Source organism: Sphingorhabdus lacus (assembly GCF_009768975.1).
Lineage (GTDB): Bacteria > Pseudomonadota > Alphaproteobacteria > Sphingomonadales > Sphingomonadaceae > Sphingorhabdus_B > Sphingorhabdus_B lacus.
Map to the genome: position 1 here is coordinate 1,181,400 of NZ_CP035733.1, position 16,676 is coordinate 1,198,075.

At 56.5% G+C, this 16,676-nt stretch carries 16 protein-coding genes; 7 read left to right on the forward strand and 9 right to left on the reverse strand.

What is annotated here, in order from left to right:
* Positions 1–118: 118 nt before the first annotated feature.
* The 4 genes from EUU25_RS05505 to EUU25_RS05520 are packed head-to-tail and all read left to right on the forward strand — an operon-like array spanning position 119 to position 3,953.
* Complete coding sequence (locus tag EUU25_RS05505; protein WP_158899029.1) at positions 119–1,240, forward strand: DUF3089 domain-containing protein; 1,122 nt, start codon at positions 119–121, stop codon at positions 1,238–1,240.
* Positions 1,237–1,695 (forward strand): Holliday junction resolvase RuvX, encoded by a 459-nt coding sequence (gene ruvX, locus EUU25_RS05510; RefSeq protein ID WP_158899031.1) that lies wholly within the window; start codon positions 1,237–1,239, stop codon positions 1,693–1,695. Before EUU25_RS05505 ends, ruvX begins: the two co-directional genes overlap by 4 nt.
* Before the next feature lie 42 nt (positions 1,696–1,737).
* A complete protein-coding gene (locus EUU25_RS05515) occupies positions 1,738–2,733 on the forward strand; it encodes an aspartate carbamoyltransferase catalytic subunit (protein WP_158899032.1) in 996 nt (331 codons plus the stop codon).
* Positions 2,730–3,953, forward strand: a complete 1,224-nt coding sequence (locus EUU25_RS05520; RefSeq protein WP_158899034.1) for a dihydroorotase — start codon at positions 2,730–2,732, stop codon at positions 3,951–3,953. Before EUU25_RS05515 ends, EUU25_RS05520 begins: the two co-directional genes overlap by 4 nt.
* Positions 3,954–3,994: 41 nt before the next feature.
* Here EUU25_RS05520 and EUU25_RS05525 read toward each other — a convergent pair whose 3' ends face one another.
* From EUU25_RS05525 to EUU25_RS05535, 3 genes are read right to left on the reverse strand one after another with little or no spacing between them, the layout of a single operon-like run.
* Entirely contained in the window at positions 3,995–5,347 is a 1,353-nt protein-coding gene (locus EUU25_RS05525) for an SPOR domain-containing protein (protein WP_158899036.1), read from the reverse strand.
* 31 nt (positions 5,348–5,378) lie between these two features.
* On the reverse strand, positions 5,379–5,996 hold the full coding sequence (locus EUU25_RS05530; protein WP_158899038.1) for a hypothetical protein: 618 nt from the start codon (positions 5,994–5,996) through the stop codon (positions 5,379–5,381).
* 23 nt (positions 5,997–6,019) lie between these two features.
* Complete coding sequence (locus EUU25_RS05535) at positions 6,020–6,739, reverse strand: ParA family protein (RefSeq protein WP_158899040.1); 720 nt, start codon at positions 6,737–6,739, stop codon at positions 6,020–6,022.
* Between the two features lie 243 nt (positions 6,740–6,982).
* Here EUU25_RS05535 and EUU25_RS05540 point away from each other — a divergent pair, with 243 nt between their 5' ends.
* Positions 6,983–8,023: an SPOR domain-containing protein gene (locus EUU25_RS05540; protein ID WP_246162924.1), complete on the forward strand. Its 1,041-nt coding sequence runs from the start codon at positions 6,983–6,985 to the stop codon at positions 8,021–8,023.
* On the opposite strand, the gene EUU25_RS05545 is transcribed toward EUU25_RS05540, so the two are convergent.
* Both EUU25_RS05545 and hisI read right to left on the reverse strand, forming a co-directional pair.
* A complete protein-coding gene (locus tag EUU25_RS05545; protein ID WP_158899042.1) occupies positions 8,020–8,547 on the reverse strand; it encodes a hypothetical protein in 528 nt (175 codons plus the stop codon). The genes EUU25_RS05540 and EUU25_RS05545 overlap by 4 nt on opposite strands.
* The gene (hisI, locus tag EUU25_RS05550; protein ID WP_158899044.1) at positions 8,544–8,903 is read right to left on the reverse strand and encodes a phosphoribosyl-AMP cyclohydrolase; all 360 of its coding nucleotides are present in this window, start codon (positions 8,901–8,903) and stop codon (positions 8,544–8,546) included. The genes EUU25_RS05545 and hisI overlap by 4 nt, the downstream gene beginning before the upstream one ends.
* 130 nt (positions 8,904–9,033) lie before the next feature.
* Between hisI and purF the strand changes: the two genes are divergently transcribed.
* A complete protein-coding gene (gene purF, locus EUU25_RS05555; RefSeq protein ID WP_158899046.1) occupies positions 9,034–10,491 on the forward strand; it encodes an amidophosphoribosyltransferase in 1,458 nt (485 codons plus the stop codon).
* 3 nt (positions 10,492–10,494) lie between these two features.
* Positions 10,495–11,205, forward strand: a complete 711-nt coding sequence (locus EUU25_RS05560) for an SDR family NAD(P)-dependent oxidoreductase (protein WP_158899048.1) — start codon at positions 10,495–10,497, stop codon at positions 11,203–11,205.
* Between the two features lie 8 nt (positions 11,206–11,213).
* Here the strand turns inward: EUU25_RS05560 and EUU25_RS05565 are convergent, their stop codons facing one another.
* Genes EUU25_RS05565 through EUU25_RS05580 form a run of 4 tightly spaced genes read right to left on the reverse strand, consistent with a single transcriptional unit; the run spans position 11,214 to position 16,532 of the window.
* Complete coding sequence (locus EUU25_RS05565) at positions 11,214–12,611, reverse strand: cryptochrome/photolyase family protein (RefSeq protein ID WP_158899050.1); 1,398 nt, start codon at positions 12,609–12,611, stop codon at positions 11,214–11,216.
* Positions 12,608–13,570: a metal-dependent hydrolase gene (locus EUU25_RS05570; protein WP_158899052.1), complete on the reverse strand. Its 963-nt coding sequence runs from the start codon at positions 13,568–13,570 to the stop codon at positions 12,608–12,610. The genes EUU25_RS05565 and EUU25_RS05570 overlap by 4 nt, the downstream gene beginning before the upstream one ends.
* 59 nt (positions 13,571–13,629) lie before the next feature.
* Entirely contained in the window at positions 13,630–14,664 is a 1,035-nt protein-coding gene (locus tag EUU25_RS05575) for a 2-oxoacid:ferredoxin oxidoreductase subunit beta (protein ID WP_158899054.1), read from the reverse strand.
* A complete protein-coding gene (locus EUU25_RS05580) occupies positions 14,661–16,532 on the reverse strand; it encodes a 2-oxoacid:acceptor oxidoreductase subunit alpha (RefSeq protein WP_158899056.1) in 1,872 nt (623 codons plus the stop codon). Before EUU25_RS05580 ends, EUU25_RS05575 begins: the two co-directional genes overlap by 4 nt.
* Positions 16,533–16,676 lie beyond the last annotated feature (144 nt).

Below are 16,676 nucleotides of genomic sequence, written 5' to 3' on the forward strand. Positions count from 1 at the left end.
CTCGCTTCAACGGAAAAGCGGCCCTTGTCAGGCCACATTCAATTTTGCGGTGCTATTTTTGCCAAATAGATTACATGCGCTGGCTGTTTCAGCCGCACGATTATTGGGAATTACAACTTTGGCTCGCAAATTTCTTTATCTGTTCGCTAGCCTGATCGTATTGGTCATCGCCGGTGGTTTCGTTCTGCGTATCTACCAGGACGAGCTGACCGACTTTGCGATTGGCCAGCTTGAACCTACCGTAAAGTTCGAAAAACAGGCAGCACTGGCCACCAATGTCTATGAAGACCCCGGCATGTGGTTCTCGCGGGGCGGTCAGAAGAACGATAACCCGACCTTGTGGGAACCGGTGGGCGCGCCAAAGACCGAAGTTCCGGGTTCGGCGGCCATCTTCTTTATTCATCCTACGTCATTCATGGCGCGCACACATTGGAACGCGCCGCTAGACGATCAGGAATCGCAGGCGCGCGCGCGGCTTTTCCTGCGCGGGCTCGCAACACCCTTTGCCGCATCTGGCGAAATCTGGGCTCCACGCTACCGTCAGGCCGGGATTGGTGCGTTTTTGACGACCAAACCCGAAGGGGCGCAAGCGCTTAATGATGCCTATCAGGATATCCTGCTTGCCTTCGACCATTTTGTGAAAACGGTGCAAAAGGACCGGCCCATCATCCTTGCCGGCCATAGTCAGGGCGCACTGCATCTGACCCATTTACTAAAGGATCGGATCGCGGGCAAACCCATCGCGAAGCGTATTGTCGCGGCCTATGTCGTTGGCTGGCCGGTGTCGATCACGTCCGACATGCCGGAAATGGGCCTTCCCGTCTGCACATCGCCGGATCAGACGGGCTGTATCATGGGCTGGGAAAGCTACGCTGAACCGGCGAAATATGGCAAAATCCTCGAACTCTACAACGCCACTACGGGCTTTAACGGCGAATCTCGCAAGGACACGCCGATCCTGTGCACCAACCCGCTCAACGGCGGAGCGGAAGCGGATGCCTTGGCGCAGGCGAATCTCGGAACACTCAAGCCGTCAGGGGATATGAGCACGGGCGAATTAATCCCCACCACGGTCCCTGCCCGCTGCGATGAAAAGGGCTTTTTGCTCATAGGCGATCCGGTGGACATGGGGCCCTATGTGTTGCCTGGTAATAACTACCATGTGTACGACTACCCGCTCTTCTGGGCCAATGTCCGTGCCGACGCGCTGTGGCGGACGCAGAAGTTTCTCGCCAAATGATTTTTGAGCAGGTTTCGGATTTCCGGAATGCGCTTCCGGGTGGCGGCGTCCTGATCGGACTCGATGTGGGAAGCAAGACTATCGGCACAGCTTTCTGCGACGCGGGCTGGACCTTCGCTTCACCTGCCGACCTTATAAAGCGCAGTAAATTCTCCAAAGATAAAGTCGCATTGCAAGCCGCCATGGCCACCCGCCCTACAAAGGGTATCGTCATCGGCTTGCCCCTGAACATGGACGGCAGCGAGAGCCCACGGAGCCAGTCAAGCCGAGCTTTTGCCCGCAACATCGCCGATCTCGGTTTGCCCATCCTGCTGCGGGACGAACGTTGGTCCACCCAAGCCGTCGAACGCGACATGATCGCCGCCGATATGAGCCGTGCCAAAAGAGCGGAAAAGATCGACAGCGGCGCTGCGGCTTTTATCCTTCAGGGGGCCATCGACGCATTGACTGCGTGAAGCTTGCTAAGCGACCGCTTTCCCTCTAAGGGCATCGCTTTAATGACATGGACACAGAATATCGCCGCCGACCGCTTTCCAGCTGGTTCGGACGCTTTTCCGCACAGGCATTTGCTTGGCATTGCCGGACTTCAAAAATGGGAAATTCTCTACATTTTGAAAGAGGCTGAACATTGGGTCGCGCTGAACCGTTCGGGCCCTGCCAAGCATGATGACCGGCTGTCAGGCTTGACCATCATCAACGCTTTTTTCGAAAATTCGACCCGCACGCTTCTTTCATTCGAGATTGCGGGCAAAAGGCTGGGCGCGGATGTCGTCAATATGCACGCCGCACAGTCCAGCGTCAAAAAAGGCGAAACGCTAATCGACACGGCGATGACATTGAACGCCATGCGCGCGGATGCCATTGTGATTCGTCACGCAAGTTCTGGAGCGGTGCAGCTTATTTCCAGCAAGGTCGACTGCCCCGTTTTGAACGCCGGAGACGGCAGCCATGAACACCCGACACAGGCGTTGCTCGATGCGCTGACCATCACACGCCGCAGGGGGTCTGTCGAAGGACAGACCGTGGTCATCTGCGGCGATCTGCTGCATAGCCGCGTGGCACGCTCCAATATTTTCTGCCTGAAAAGCCTGGGTGCCGACGTACGTGTGGTCGCGCCGCCTGCCCTGATGCCGCACGGGATCGAAGCGTTCGGGGCCGAATCTTACACCGATTTTGATTCCGCGCTGAACGGCGCAGACGTTGTCATGATGCTGCGGCTGCAAAATGAACGGATGCAGGGCGACTTCATCCCCTCCCCCCGCGAATTTTATCATCTTTACGGACTAGATGAACGCAGGCTCGCGATTGCAAAGCCCGACGCACTGGTCATGCACCCCGGCCCCATGAATCGCGGAGTGGAAATCGCCAGCAATATTGCCGACCATGTCGAACGTTCGGCCATCACCGAGCAGGTGGAAATGGGCGTCGCTGTACGCATGGCCTGTCTGGATATCCTGACCCGAAAGGCACGCTGCGTGGAGGGTTGGGCATGACCGGTATCAATATCCTGAATGGCCATGCGGTTCTTCCCGGAATCGCGAAGGCCGAGGCTGCACACATCCATATCGAAAATGGCGTCATTGCGTCCGTAGGCAAAGCCGCACCAATTGCCGAACAACTGGATGCATCGGGCCTTATTGTTGCACCCGGGATCATCGATCTGGGCGTCTTCAAAACCGATAAACCAGCCTTCCGTTTCGGCGGGATAACGCGGGCAGCGCTGATGCCGGACCAGTCACCTGTTCACGATGACCCCGCCACGGTCCGTTATGCCGCGCTAAAAGGTAAACCCGATCTGTGGGTTCACCCGCTTGCGGCAGCTACGCAAGGGTTGGACGGGCTGCACATGGCGGAAATCGCCTTGATGAAAGAAGCCGGTGCCGTTGGTGTCGCCACCGGACGCAACTGGATTGCGGACAGCGGGATCATGCTACGCATCATGCGCTATTGTGCGGCGCTTGACTTGCCCGTGTTCGTCCATAGCGAAGATGCCGGTCTTGCCGGCAAGGCGGTTGCGACCAATGGCGAAACAGCAACCTTGCTCGGCCTTTCGAGTGCGTCGCCCGCGACCGAGGCACTCGCCATCGCCCGCGATCTTATCCTTGCCGAAGAAAGTGGCGCCCATGTCCATTTCCGGCAGGTCACCACGGCGCGCGGTCTTGATATGATTCGGGATGGCAAGGCACGCGGTCTGCGGATCAGTTGCGGCATCACGCCCGGGCACCTTTTCCTGTCCGACAACGCCATATTCGACTTCCGAACTTTTGCCCGACTTTCGCCGCCCTTGCGCGACGAAGATAATCGCCTGAGCTGCATCGCGGCGGTGGCTGACGGGACGATTGATGTGATCTCGTCAGGGCATGACCCACGCGGGCCGGAGGACAAACGCCTTCCCTTTTCAGAGGCTGCACCAGGAATGGCGGGCGCTGAGACGTTGCTTGCGCTCTCGCTCAATCTGGTACGTGAAGGCACCATTTCGACAGGTCGTCTTTTCGAACTGCTTGCAACCAATCCAGCGCAAATCCTCGGTTTAAATGCAGGGAAAATTGCAGAAGGATGTGAAGCCGACCTTATCCTGATCGATCCGGATGCGCCTTGGCAAGTTGATGGCGATAAAATGGCCGCGTTGGCAGGCAACACTCCTTTTGACCGCCTGCCGGTTCAAGGCCGCGTGCGGCATATGTTAAAGGGCGGCAAGGTCATACCGGCCTAAGCCGAACCCGCCGCCCCTTAAGGACTTGTATATTCTACAGTTTAGCGCGCTGCGATCTTGCGACCCGTTGCACTTGCCATCCGCACAGGTTTATCGGCACCGATAGTCCGGACGAGGCAAACGCCACCTTGTGCCTTGATCTTACTGCACGCAGCATTTGCAGATGCGCCGTTTGTGAAGCCCATCGCAGCCAGGCGGACAAATTTCTTGCCATTCACCGTAACGGTGGAACTTGCCGAATCCATTCCGCTCAGAACGCCGTAGCGCTTGCTATATTTGTTCCATGCTGCGGCTGCATTTGCTGCGTTCGAAAACGCACCAAGCTGGACCAGATGGGTCGAAGACTTCATCGACGGCTTCGATGCCGGAACATCCGCCAGTGCAAGCTTAACCGGTGCGGACGGCGCGGCAGCTTTTGCAGGACCGGCTGATGCCTTAATCAGCGGAGCTTCTTCAACGGCAGCAACAGCAACCGGAGCGGGCTCAATCATGTTTACCGCGGCTTCGACCGCGGCAAAGCCAACGCTGTCGGAAACGGGCGCAGGGCCAAGCGCAGCAAGTTCGACGGGCTCAGGCTGAGGTGCGGAGGCCATTTCTACCGGTGCGGCCTGAACTTCGGCTTGCGCCAATCCAGCAGGTGCGGAGCTGTTTAGAGCCAACCGAACGGGCTGTCCGGTGTCGGCCATATTGGGGCGAACTTTCAAAAGTCCGGCAACGCGCAAAGTATAGGCTTCAGGGCGTGCGAACTGGGCCCATTCGGCAATCCGGTCGTTGACTTGCGACTGCGCCATATCCTGTGACGCCATGACGCGGGCATCGCGCCAGCGACCATCAAGGGCATAAGCAAGTGCAAGATTCTGACGAGTACGAACGGTCGCGCTGTCGGTGCGGATCGCATCGGTCAGTATATTGACGGCATCATCGGAACGCCCCGCAAGTGCGAGGGTCAGACCATAGTCGCTGACGGGGATGATCGAACGGTTTGCTTCCACCAGCATGACGGCCGAATCAACATTCCCTTGGGCGATACGTGCAAGCGCAAGGCTGATCACGGTACGCGGGTCCACCTGGCCCAGTTCCATAACGTCCATCAAGGTGCGTTCTGCGGAAACGAAACGGCCTTGCGACATATAAATGCGGGCTAGAAGGCCACGATAATCGCGATTTTGCATATCGGCTTCAACGGCCAATTCAGCGAAGGTCAACGCTCGATCGGCTTTACCCTTTGCAAGAGCCTGCTCGGCTTTCTTCGCCCAGCCATAAGCCTTTTCAGGGCCTGCCTTTTTGGCCGACACCTTATCAGTGCTCCCGAAACCGGCAGTCGACGTTGTCATCGCGGGCACTGCCACAAAAGCAGTCGATAATGCGAGCTTTACGACAAATTTGCTATTCATGGTATCACCTCAAAAAAGCTCAAACTCGGGTTTAATGTTTTTTCGTCGGAACGTGGGACGCGAGGTGTCCAATTTCCGGCATGGAATCGAGAAATGCGTCCAACGCATCGGTCACAAGATTTTGTGCCGACTGATGGCGGACGGCGCAGGCAAGACGAAGCTTCAAATGACGCTCGCCGTCGAGGCGCAACGTGAAGGCCGCTTTGTCTTTAAGCCCCGGTTTCGACCGAGCACGCGAACGTGGCGCATCGGTTTTTCCACGGCGCGCAATGGGCTGCACCGGTGGTTCAGGGATCATGCTGACGACCGTCAGTGTCGTTTCGACTTCAGTCTCGGCTCCGGACAAGCTTTCGAAACCGACATCAAGTTCGGAATCATATTCGTCAAAAATACGCTCCTGCTGGTTCTTGACCTCGGGAACGGCTCCCGCGAGCGGATTTTGCCCATGAAAGCTGTGGTCATAATCCATCGGCGTATTGGGATCGGGATCGACATCATATCCCATGTCGTTCCAACCTAGATCATCCTGCGACAGTGCGGCGTTACCGTTACTGCCCATCATCGATGGACGACGCATGGCGGGACGTGCCAGACCCTTACGAGCCAGCAATATGCCGGAAAGTGATGCTATTGGCTTAGGTTCGCTCATCTTCGTTGCCCCCTTTTCTTCGCTTAACCAACAACGCGACGGCCAAAGCCGCCCATCGGTCGTGCGGTGGCAACTTGCGGGTTAGCCGCGGCGGCGGGAGCGCTGAAAACGGTCCGGCGGAAGTTCTTTTCCAGTCGGTCCGAAATATATGCCCAAAGCTGGATAACTTCTTGCGAAGACCGGCCGTTGGGGTCGATTTCCATAACCGTGCGACCGTCGATCATCGATGCTGCGAAGTCGGTACGATGATGGAGTGTAATTGGTGCGACGGTGCCGTGCTGCGACAGTGCAACAGCTGCTTCCGAAGTGATTTTCGCTTTTGGCGTTGCCGCGTTGACCACGAAGATCAATGGCTTTCCGGCCCGCTCGCACAAATCGACAGTAGCACCTACGGCGCGCAGGTCATGGGGACTCGGGCGGGTTGGAACGACGATCAGCTCGGCGACCGATATAACGCTCTGGATCGCCATGGTAATGGCGGGTGGCGTGTCGATGACCGCAAGCTTGAAACCCTGTTGCCGCAAAACAGCCAAATCCGCCGCAAGGCGGGCAACTGTTGTTTGGGCAAATGCGGGAAGGTCGGCTTCACGTTCATTCCACCAATCGGCCAGCGACCCTTGCGGATCGATATCAATCAAAACGACAGGCCCGGCTCCGGCGAGTTGTGCCTGAACCGCTAAGTGGCCAGAAAGGGTGGTTTTGCCCGACCCGCCCTTCTGTGATGCTAATGCGAGAACCCTCACATCATTCCCCTTTGTAAATGTTTCAAATGGGGATGTGACAGAACAGGGCTAAAAATCCGTTAACGCTGCACCCGATTTCACCGCACAAATATTGGCTGGCTTAGCCTAAACCTTAATCTATATAGCCGCATCTGACCTAATGATTTGGGGCATTGGGCTGGTTAAGAGATTAATCGGAAATGTTTACCATTTTTGAGTTTCTTGCATATTATAAGAAACTCGCTTTTTGTTCGGAGGAATTACATGAAGTTAGGGTCGCACCTTTCGAAACTGGCAATGGCTGCCTTGGCGCTATCGCTGCAATCCGCCCCAGCTGCTGCTGACGTCAAGGCGGGCGTCGATGCCTGGAGCCGTGGCGACTATGAAGCGGCCGTCAAAGAATGGCGCGAACCTGCACTTAAAGGTGATCCTGATGCCCAGTTCAACATGGGCCAGGCATATAAGACGGGGCGCGGTGTAAAAACCGACCTGAATATTGCCCTGGACTGGTATAAAAAGGCTTCGGCTCAGGGCCATTTGAAGGCAATGGACAGCTACGGCCACCTTCTTCACTATCAGGGTCGCGTGGTAGAAGCGCTCCCCATATTGCAGGCGTCGGCGGATCGCGGAGACCCGCGCGCGCAGTATTTGCTTGCAACCGAACTGTTTAATGGCACCCATATCGCAAAAGATTGGGTCCGTGCTTACGCCTTGATGTCACTTGCTTCCTCTGCAGGCATGGCACCTGCATCGCAAAGTCTGTCGCAAATGGATACATATGTTCCGCTGGAACAGCGTCAGGCAGCAACGGTGCTAGCAGGCGAACTGGAACAGCGCGCCAGCAGGAATGCTTCGGCGCAGGCCGCCGGATTCCCGATCAATACAACCCCGCCATCCAAACCCACTAAACAGGTCGCGGTGCCACCGTCGTCGATTCCATCCGCAAATCCTCCCGGATTTCCGGCGAACATTCCGGCCGTAGGGGTTCCCGCCGGAAAGCCAAAAGTTGTGCAGCCGGCTGTGGCTAAACCTGCCTCAGCGCCGGTCGTCAAACCTGCAGCGCCTGCTGTAGCCAGTCCATGGCGTATCCAGTTGGGTGCATTCAGCGAGGATGCCAATGCCAAGAAGCTTTGGGCTTCGTTGAAGGGCAAAGTTGCGGGAATCGACTCCTTGCAACCAAGCTACAAAAATAGCGGACAAATCACACGACTACAGGCTGGTCCATTTGCAAGCCGGGCGGCTGCCGATGCCATGTGCGGAAAACTCAAAGCTGTCGGACAAGCCTGTCTCGTCGTTCCGGGTTAACCGCACAACCTTTCGGTATCACGTCCCAGTGTTTGGCGTGCGGCTTCATCGCCAGGCTGCACCATGAAGTAATGGGTGCCCGACAGATTTGCATTGGCCGAACAGTAAGTCGAACAACCGCTCTCGACAGTGCCCGGGAAGCGTAGCTCAATGCCATCGTATCGGGCATCGAAGGAGCAGCTTCCCTGCCCTGTTAAAACCACGCGCACGGTCTGCCCCTTAATCGTGGCGGTTCCGGTTCCTTCGCACTTGCTTTCCGGACCATAGACCGCAAGAAACCCGATATTAAACTGTTGTGTCCCGTTTGAAACGGCGCAGAATTTATCAGTGCCAAGATCGCTGCGGGTTTCAAAACGCCCAGCAAATTCGACATCATCCGGATCAGGCATTATGCCGACAGCTACCGCCTGATCGTCTAGTGCATCGCCCGAAGCCGTCTCTTGGGTCGATGGCGACAATGTGTTTTTCCCGCATGCAGCGAGCGCCAGCAGTAGGATAGCAGAACGGGCAATTCGGTAGTTCACGCGCGCTCCAGCTTGCCATCCGTCAAGCGGCGGTAAAAACAACTACGTTCGCCGGTATGGCAGGTAGGGCCCTTTGGCTCTGCAATCACCAAGATGGCATCTTGGTCGCAGTCAACGCGCATTTCCTTGATAATCAAAAGGTTTCCGCTGCTTTCACCCTTTTGCCAAAGCCGCTGGCGGCTGCGTGAAAAGAAAACGGCCGTCCCCGTCTCCAGACTTTTCGCGAGCGCTTCCGCATTCATATGGCCGACCATAAGGACAGCGCCGTCCGCTGCATCGGTCACGACAGCGGTCACTAGACCATTGGCGTCAAATTTAGGATTGAGCTCCAGCCCTGTTTCGCGGTCATCTGTCATGGAAAGGGACCTAAACCATGCGGAAAAGGCTCGCCAACATTTTCTTTATGACACTATCACGACAAGGGGGAGACAAGAGGGCGAAGCATGCCTATATGCCAGCCAGCGAAGCGCAGCGGGATTCGAATAAATGCTGACCACCGACCCATTTGACGACGACAAACTTCGGGAGGAGTGTGGCATTTTTGGCGTGACTGACGCCGAAGGTGCTTCTGCCATGGTTGCTCTTGGCTTGCACGCCTTGCAGCACCGCGGCCAGGAAGCGGCTGGCATTACTAGCTATGACGGACATGACTTCCACACCCATCGCGCAATGGGCCATGTTGCGGGTAATTTCGACCGTGAAGAAATCATCGGCGGTCTGATCGGACGCAGCGCCGCCGGGCATGTGCGTTATTCCACAACGGGCGAGACTTCGCTGCGCAACGTGCAGCCGCTCTATGCTGATCTGGCGACCGGCGGCTTTGCTATTGCGCATAACGGCAATATTTCGAACGCAATGACCTTGCGGCGCGACCTTGTTCGGCGCGGGTCTATATTTCAGTCGACATCGGATACCGAAGTCATCATCCACTTGGTGGCGACCTCGGGTTACCGGACATTGCTCGACCGGCTAATCGACGCCTTGAAGCGAGTTGAAGGTGCTTATTCGCTCATCTGCCTGACGACCGAGGGCCTGATTGCGTGCCGCGATCCTCTGGGCATCCGTCCGCTGGTCATGGGCAAGCTAGGCGACTCGTTCATTTTTGCGTCCGAAACCGTGGCGTTGGATATTGTCGGCGCCGAATTTATCCGTGCGGTGGAGCCGGGCGAACTGATCGTCGTGCGCAATGGCGAGGTTCATTCCCACAAGCCTTTCATCCCCGTCGCGCAGCGTCCCTGCATCTTCGAACATGTCTATTTCTCTCGGCCCGACTCGATCGTTGAGGGAATCAGTGTCTATTCGGTTCGTAAGGCCATTGGCGCGGAACTGGCGCGTGAGAATGGGGTCGATGTCGACTATGTCATTCCGGTTCCCGACAGCGGCACCCCGGCAGCCATCGGCTATGCCGAAGCGGCGGGTATCCCCTTTGAACTGGGCATCATCCGCTCACATTATGTTGGACGTACCTTCATTCAACCCGGTGATGGCGTGCGCCATCTTGGCGTGAAGCTGAAACATAATGCCAATAAAAATCTGGTCGCTGGCAAGAAAATCGTCCTCATCGACGACTCCATTGTGCGCGGCACGACCTCGTTGAAAATCGTTCAGATGATGCGCGAAGCCGGCGCGGCCGAAGTTCATATGCGTATCGCCAGTCCGCCAACAATGAACAGTTGCTTCTATGGCGTTGACACGCCCGAGCGTTCGAAGCTGCTTGCCAGCCGGATGGATGTCGAAGAAATGCGCAAATTCATCCAGGCAGACAGCTTGGCCTTCCTGTCCATCGATGGACTTTACCGAGCTTTGGGTGAAGATGCGCGCAACAACGGTAAGCCGCAATATTGCGACGCCTGTTTCACGGGCGATTATCCTACAAGCCTGACCGACCATGAAGAAGCCGAAGCCGGCGACCTCATCATGCTTGGCGAAAGAAAGCTTGCCTGATTCATGACCGGTATTTTTGAAGCTAAGGTCGCACTGGTTACCGGTGCCAGCCGAGGGATTGGTGCCGCAACGGCAAAGGCACTGGCCGCTCAAGGTGCGCATGTAATCATCACAGCGCGTACGGCAAAAGATCTGGAAGCGGTCGAGGACGAAATTTTCGAAGCTGGTGGCAGCGCCACGATCGCACCCCTCGACCTGACCGATGGCGATAGCATTGCACGCCTTGCGACCGCGGTGACCGAACGCTGGGGTAAACTGGACCATCTGGTTCTGAACGCCGCGATGCTCGGAACGCTGGCCCCGGTGCCGGCAATCGATGGTGCAGAATTTGCGCGTCTGTTCACCCTGAATGTCACCGCGCAGCAAGTTCTGATCGCCTCCTTTGACGCTCTGCTTCGCAAGAGCGAAGCCGGGCGCTTGATCGCCCTCACCTCATCAGTCGGCGCCGCACCGCGCGCATTTTGGGGTGCCTATGGGGCATCCAAAGCCGCGCTGGAAACGCTGGTGCGCAGCTATGCCGAAGAAGTGAAGAACATCTCCGCAGTGCGTGCCGCCATTGTCGACCCCGGCAAAACCCGCACCAAAATGCGCGCTGCCGCCTATCCCGGTGAAGACCCCACCTCGGTTAAGGAACCGTCTGTTGTGGCCGATGCGATCGTAGCTTTGCTGCAGCGCGAGTTTGAAACAGGTAAGCGCATCGCCGTTGACGGCTAATATACGTCCTAGTCTTTCGTTGTTGCATACGCCGCCAGCGCCCGTTCCCGCGCTTGCTTATGTCCAATCAATTTACGCGGATATGTTTTGGGCCGAGCACCATGCTCTTCGGGATCGTGGATATAGGGTTCGCGCAAATCGGATAACTCCGGCACCCATTGCCTTATATAGCCGGCTGCATCGAATTTCTCGGATTGCGACAGCGGCGCCATAATGCGGACGAACATGTTGCTGTCTACGCCGGATCCTGCAGTCCACTGCCAATTCACGGCGTTTGATCCATAATCGGCATCGACAAGCGTATCCCAAAACCACTGCTCCCCGGCCCGCCAATCGATAAGCAAATGTTTGATGAGAAAAGATGCGGCTATCATACGCACACGGTTATGCATCCAGCCCGTGATCCAAAGCTGGCGCATACCGGCATCGACGATCGGATATCCGGTCTGCCCTTTTGTCCAGGCGGTAAAATCCGCTTTGACCGATGGGTCGTCGAGATCACGCCAGGGCATCATGTCAAAGGCGTCGCGTGCGTTCTTGCCGCCATATTCGGGGAACTGGCAAATGACATTCTGCGCATAGTCGCGCCACACAAGTTCCTTCAAAAACACATCGACCGACCCGCCCGCCGACATGGTCCTATGCCAGCACATCGCGGCTGATATTTCACCGAAGTGAAGGTGCGGTGATAGAAAAGATGACCCCGCGATGGAGGGCAGATTGCGTTTCTCGTCGTAATATTTTGCTTTATCGGCAAAGGCATCAAGCCGCGCCTTCGCCGCGGCTTCACCCGGGGTCCACATGTCCTTCATGCCGCCCGCCCAGTCGGGCCGCGTTGGAAGCAGATTCCAATCCGAAAGCGATTCGCTCTTCGGCCAGCACTCTGGCGCGTTCAACTTCTGTGGCGCGGGCACCGGATCATGCGGCGGCATATGCTGCCACAAAGCGCGCATAAACGGTGTGTAGATTTTATACTGCCCACCGCTGCCAGTCGTTACACTGCCAGGTGCCAATAGATAATTGCCATCGTGGCAATTAAACTGACAGCCTTCTGGCAAGGCTTTCGCCACCGCCTTTTCGGCATTGCGCCACCATGGTTCATAGTGACGTATGCAATGAATGGCTTTTGCGCCCGTTTGTTCAGCCAGGCGACCCAAAACCGCATCAGACTTGCCGCGCAGCAGAAGCAAGCGGGATCCGATCGCTTGCAAATCGGCGTTGAGCGATGCGAGGCTATGGTGCAGCCACCATCGCGATGCGCCGCCCATCTTGCGATGCTTGGGGCTTTCATCGTCGAGTATATATACAGGTATAACCGGCGCGCCGCTCGCGACAGCAGCCGTCAGCGCCGGTTGATCCGCAAGACGCAAATCGCGGCGAAACCAGAGGATTACTGGCTGGGTCATTTTGCGTCCTGTTCGGTGGGAACAACGACCCTGAAACGGTCCTGCACCAAAGGATTACCAAAGCGTTGGTCGGACAGAATTCGCACCTTGGACTCCTCGCGCAGTTCTTCGCGCAGAACGGGCATCCTCGACCAGAACAAAAAGGCCTTCGCATTCTTATCCTTGGATAGTTCGGCTAAAGCAAATGTGTTTGACATTTCATGCTGACCGATTTTGGGATCGAGAACGACCTGATCAGGGGCCGAAAAAACGCCTTGTCCATAGTGGTTTGAATCGCGCCACAGCATTTCACGTTTCCAGAACTGCACAGGCACCGGATTGGCCACCACCATTGCCGGGACGATACCAAATTGGCTCTGTACAGCCCTTCCGGTCAGTTGCTCCGCTCGCCCCGTGATGAGGCCATTAGCAAAGATATAGAGAATGATGGCGGCCATGCTTGTGATGGCAGGTACTCGCCAACTCGGCTGTCCTCGCCGTTCACCTCGCAGCGATAGCCAAACGCCCGCGATCAGTGCGCACCAGAGCCAGATATCAATGATAAAAATGGTGTCGCCGTAGAACCACTGGCTCGAAAAGGGTTCCAGTAACCGGATTCCATAGCTGTTGAACCAGTCAAACAGCGGATGGCTGAGACAGCCGATATAGGCCAACATCAACAACCACTTTGCATCAACGGGCAGCCGCTTTTCGGGGCGCGCACCCCGTTTGGTCTGCCATCGGTCATACCACAGCATGATACCCCAAAGCAGCAGCGGGAGCAGCACCATAGCGATCGGCCCGTGTGTAATCCCTCGACGAAGCGCCAAATGCTCGTCGCCACCCAGCAAGACGGCGATAGCGTCGATGTCGGGAATGTTGGCGGCGATGATTAACGTCGGCATTGCCAGACCGGTTTTACGTTTTAAACCAGCCTGCCCAAGCAACGCCCCAACCAGGCTGTGCGTAAGATTGTCCATGACGCTGTGCTGGCGGACTAAGCCGCCGATTGCAATACAGCGTTATGTCGGCACCGACCTTAAACTTCGGGATGTCCGTCTTCGACTGTCCAGGTCTGCCCCTTGGCTAGAAGCTTCCCGAGGTCGGCTGTCTTGCCGGCGCTGGCCGAGACATTTTGCGCGATGACGGCATCGTTGAAGGTCGGACGCGGATCGTCGTAAAGCACGCCCAAAGCCATCGGGAATTCGCCAAAGCGCATTTCTACCAGCATATGCGCTACCGAGCGGTTAGTCACATCATGGACAATAACGCCCGCTGATTTCCAGTCGTCCTCAACTACATCAACAACCTTTAGCGTCAGGGCATCCACATCCAGCGCAATACCCTTGGTTCCTTTGGCAAAAAGCATCGGTTCGCCATGGCGCAGCCAAAGCTGATGGTCCTCTGCACCCTTGGGGGCGGCAAAATCTTCGAACACATCCTTGTTATAAACAATGCAGTTCTGGAAAATCTCGATGAATGCAGCACCGCGATGGGCGTGGGCGGCTTTCAGCACTTCAGGCAAATTCTTGGAGACATCAAACCCACGGGCAACAAAACGCGCGCCAGAGCCCAACGCAAAGGCGCAAGGTGTCGCCGGACGGTCAACCGAACCATAGGGTGTCGACGGACTAGTGGTGCCGACGCGGCTCGTGGGTGAATATTGCCCCTTGGTCAGACCGTAAATCTCGTTGTTGAACAGCATGATCTGGCAGTCCAGATTGCGGCGCAGCAAATGCATTGTGTGGTTGCCGCCGATCGATAAAGCGTCCCCGTCGCCGGTGATAATCCAGACGTCGAGGTCGGGATTGGCAAGCTTAACACCCGTGGCAACTGCCGGTGCGCGACCATGGATTGTGTGGAATCCATAGGTTTCCATATAATAGGGAAAGCGCGACGAGCAGCCGATACCGCTGATGAAAACCGTATTTTCGGGTGTGCTGCCCAATTCGGGCATCGTGCGCTGAACGGCTTTCAATATGGCATAGTCGCCGCAGCCGGGGCACCAGCGGACTTCCTGATCGGTTTCCCAATCTTTGGGGCTTGTCGCTTTTACGGGGGTCATGTCGTTCATGATAATGCACTCTCAATCGCGGCTTCGATTTCGGCGATGGTAAAGGGTTGTCCGGAGACCTTGTTCACCGGCTTGGCGTCGACAAGAAACTGGTCACGCAGCACCGTTTTCAATTGACCGGTGTTCATTTCGGGAACGATGATGTGATCGAAGCTTTTGAGCAATTCGCCCAGATTCTTCGGCATTGGCCAGATATGTCGGATGTGCACATGCGCAACATCCACACCTTCTGCCCGTTTGCGGCGAACCGCTTGCGCAATCGGGCCATAAGTTGATCCCCAGCCCACAACTGCGACCTTGGCACCGGTAGCACCCTGCTCGACAATCTGGTCGGGAATACTGTTAGCCACGCCATTGACCTTGGCCGAACGGATGTCGGTCATGGCCTGATGGTTTGCCGGCGCATAGTTGATATGGCCAGTATCGACTTCCTTTTCGATACCACCAATGCGGTGGAGCAAACCGGGCGTGCCGGGCTTGACCCAAGGACGCTTCAGCTTGTGATCGCGCGCATAGGGTTTGAAGCCCCCTTCAGGCACCGATTCCAGAAACTCGACCGGGAACGGCTTGTAGCTTTCTAGGTCCGGTACCTTCCATGGCTCTGCGGCGTTGGCGATATAACCGTCGGTCAGCAGCATGACGGGGGTCATATATTCGACCGCAATCCGCACCGCTTCTACAGCGCAATCAAAAGCATCCACTGGCGAACGCGCGGCAATGACCGGCATTGGTGCGTCGCCATTGCGGCCATAGACGGCCTGATAGAGGTCGGACTGTTCAGTTTTTGTGGGAAGTCCAGTGGAAGGCCCGCCCCGCTGGCTGTTCACGATGACCAGGGGCAATTCGGTCATAATCGCGAGGCCCATAGCCTCGCCCTTCAGTGCGATACCGGGGCCGGATGAGCTGGTAACGCCCAATTGCCCAGCATAGCTGGCGCCGATTGCCGAGCAAATCGCCGCAATTTCGTCTTCGGCTTGGAATGTTGTTATTCCATATTCCTTGAGGCGCGACAGATGATGCAAGATCGCAGAAGCAGGCGTGATCGGATAACCGCCGAAGAACATCTTCAGTCCCGCCAACTGCGCGCCCGCAACCAAGCCATAAGAAATCGACTCGGCACCGGTGACTGTGCGGTACACACCTGCAGGTGCCGGGGCGGCATCCACATGATATTGCTTCAGCGGTCCGGAAAGCTCGGCGGTCTCGCCATAAGCATGGCCTGCATTAAGGGCGGCGATATTGGCATCAGCCAAAACCTGGTTCTTCGCAAATTTGGCATTGAGCCAATCGATAATTGGCTGCCGGTCGCGGTCGAACATCCAGAGCGCTAGGCCCAGCGTCCACATATTCTTGCACCGAAGCGCCTCTTTGTTGCCAAGCCCGTAAGGCTTCACCGATTCCATTGTCAGCGCGCTGATATCAAACGCAAGCACCTGCCACTTGGCCAAGCTGCCATCTTCGAACGGGTTGGTGGTGTATTTCGCCTTGTCGAGGTTACGTGGTGTAAACTCACCTGTATCCGCGATAATCAATCCGCCTTCGCGTAACGATCCGACATTGGTCTTGAGCGCGGCGGGATTCATCGCCACTAGCACATCGGGTTGGTCACCAGCAGTATCAATTGCCTGCGATCCGAAATTGATCTGAAAAGCCGAAACGCCGAACAGTGTCCCTTGTGGCGCCCGGATTTCCGCAGGAAAATCGGGGAATGTCGCAAAATCATTGCCCGCCAGTGCCGAAGACAGTGTGAACTGCCCTCCGGTCAACTGCATGCCGTCGCCACTGTCGCCCGCAAAGCGAACGACAACCGCGTCGCTATGAACAGGCGTGTGCGCGCCTGTGTGATCGTCTTTGAATGCCGTAGCCATTCGTTCCAGCCCGTCTTAAGTTTGCTTGTCTATTACAGATTCGCCTAATCCCATTCCGACCGCACTGCAATGTTAGAAAAACTATGTGCGGATATGCTAGACCTGTCCGGTAAGGCGCCGTATCACGTGTGACAGAGGGAGAAT

Bases quoted from the DNA above. Each gene is read 5' to 3' on its own strand.
- hisI (WP_158899044.1), bottom strand. From the start codon at position 8,903: ATGACAGATGACCGCGAAACAGGGCTGGAGCTCAATCCTAAATTTGAC.
- EUU25_RS05565 (WP_158899050.1), bottom strand. From the start codon at position 12,611: ATGACCCAGCCAGTAATCCTCTGGTTTCGCCGCGATTTGCGTCTTGCG.
- EUU25_RS05560 (WP_158899048.1), top strand. From the start codon at position 10,495: ATGACCGGTATTTTTGAAGCTAAGGTCGCACTGGTTACCGGTGCCAGC.
- EUU25_RS05575 (WP_158899054.1), bottom strand. From the start codon at position 14,664: ATGAACGACATGACCCCCGTAAAAGCGACAAGCCCCAAAGATTGGGAA.
- EUU25_RS05515 (WP_158899032.1), top strand. From the start codon at position 1,738: ATGACATGGACACAGAATATCGCCGCCGACCGCTTTCCAGCTGGTTCG.
- EUU25_RS05570 (WP_158899052.1), bottom strand. From the start codon at position 13,570: ATGGACAATCTTACGCACAGCCTGGTTGGGGCGTTGCTTGGGCAGGCT.
- EUU25_RS05525 (WP_158899036.1), bottom strand. From the start codon at position 5,347: ATGAATAGCAAATTTGTCGTAAAGCTCGCATTATCGACTGCTTTTGTG.
- ruvX (WP_158899031.1), top strand. From the start codon at position 1,237: ATGATTTTTGAGCAGGTTTCGGATTTCCGGAATGCGCTTCCGGGTGGC.
- EUU25_RS05580 (WP_158899056.1), bottom strand. From the start codon at position 16,532: ATGGCTACGGCATTCAAAGACGATCACACAGGCGCGCACACGCCTGTT.
- EUU25_RS05520 (WP_158899034.1), top strand. From the start codon at position 2,730: ATGACCGGTATCAATATCCTGAATGGCCATGCGGTTCTTCCCGGAATC.
- EUU25_RS05540 (WP_246162924.1), top strand. From the start codon at position 6,983: ATGAAGTTAGGGTCGCACCTTTCGAAACTGGCAATGGCTGCCTTGGCG.
- purF (WP_158899046.1), top strand. From the start codon at position 9,034: ATGCTGACCACCGACCCATTTGACGACGACAAACTTCGGGAGGAGTGT.
- EUU25_RS05530 (WP_158899038.1), bottom strand. From the start codon at position 5,996: ATGAGCGAACCTAAGCCAATAGCATCACTTTCCGGCATATTGCTGGCT.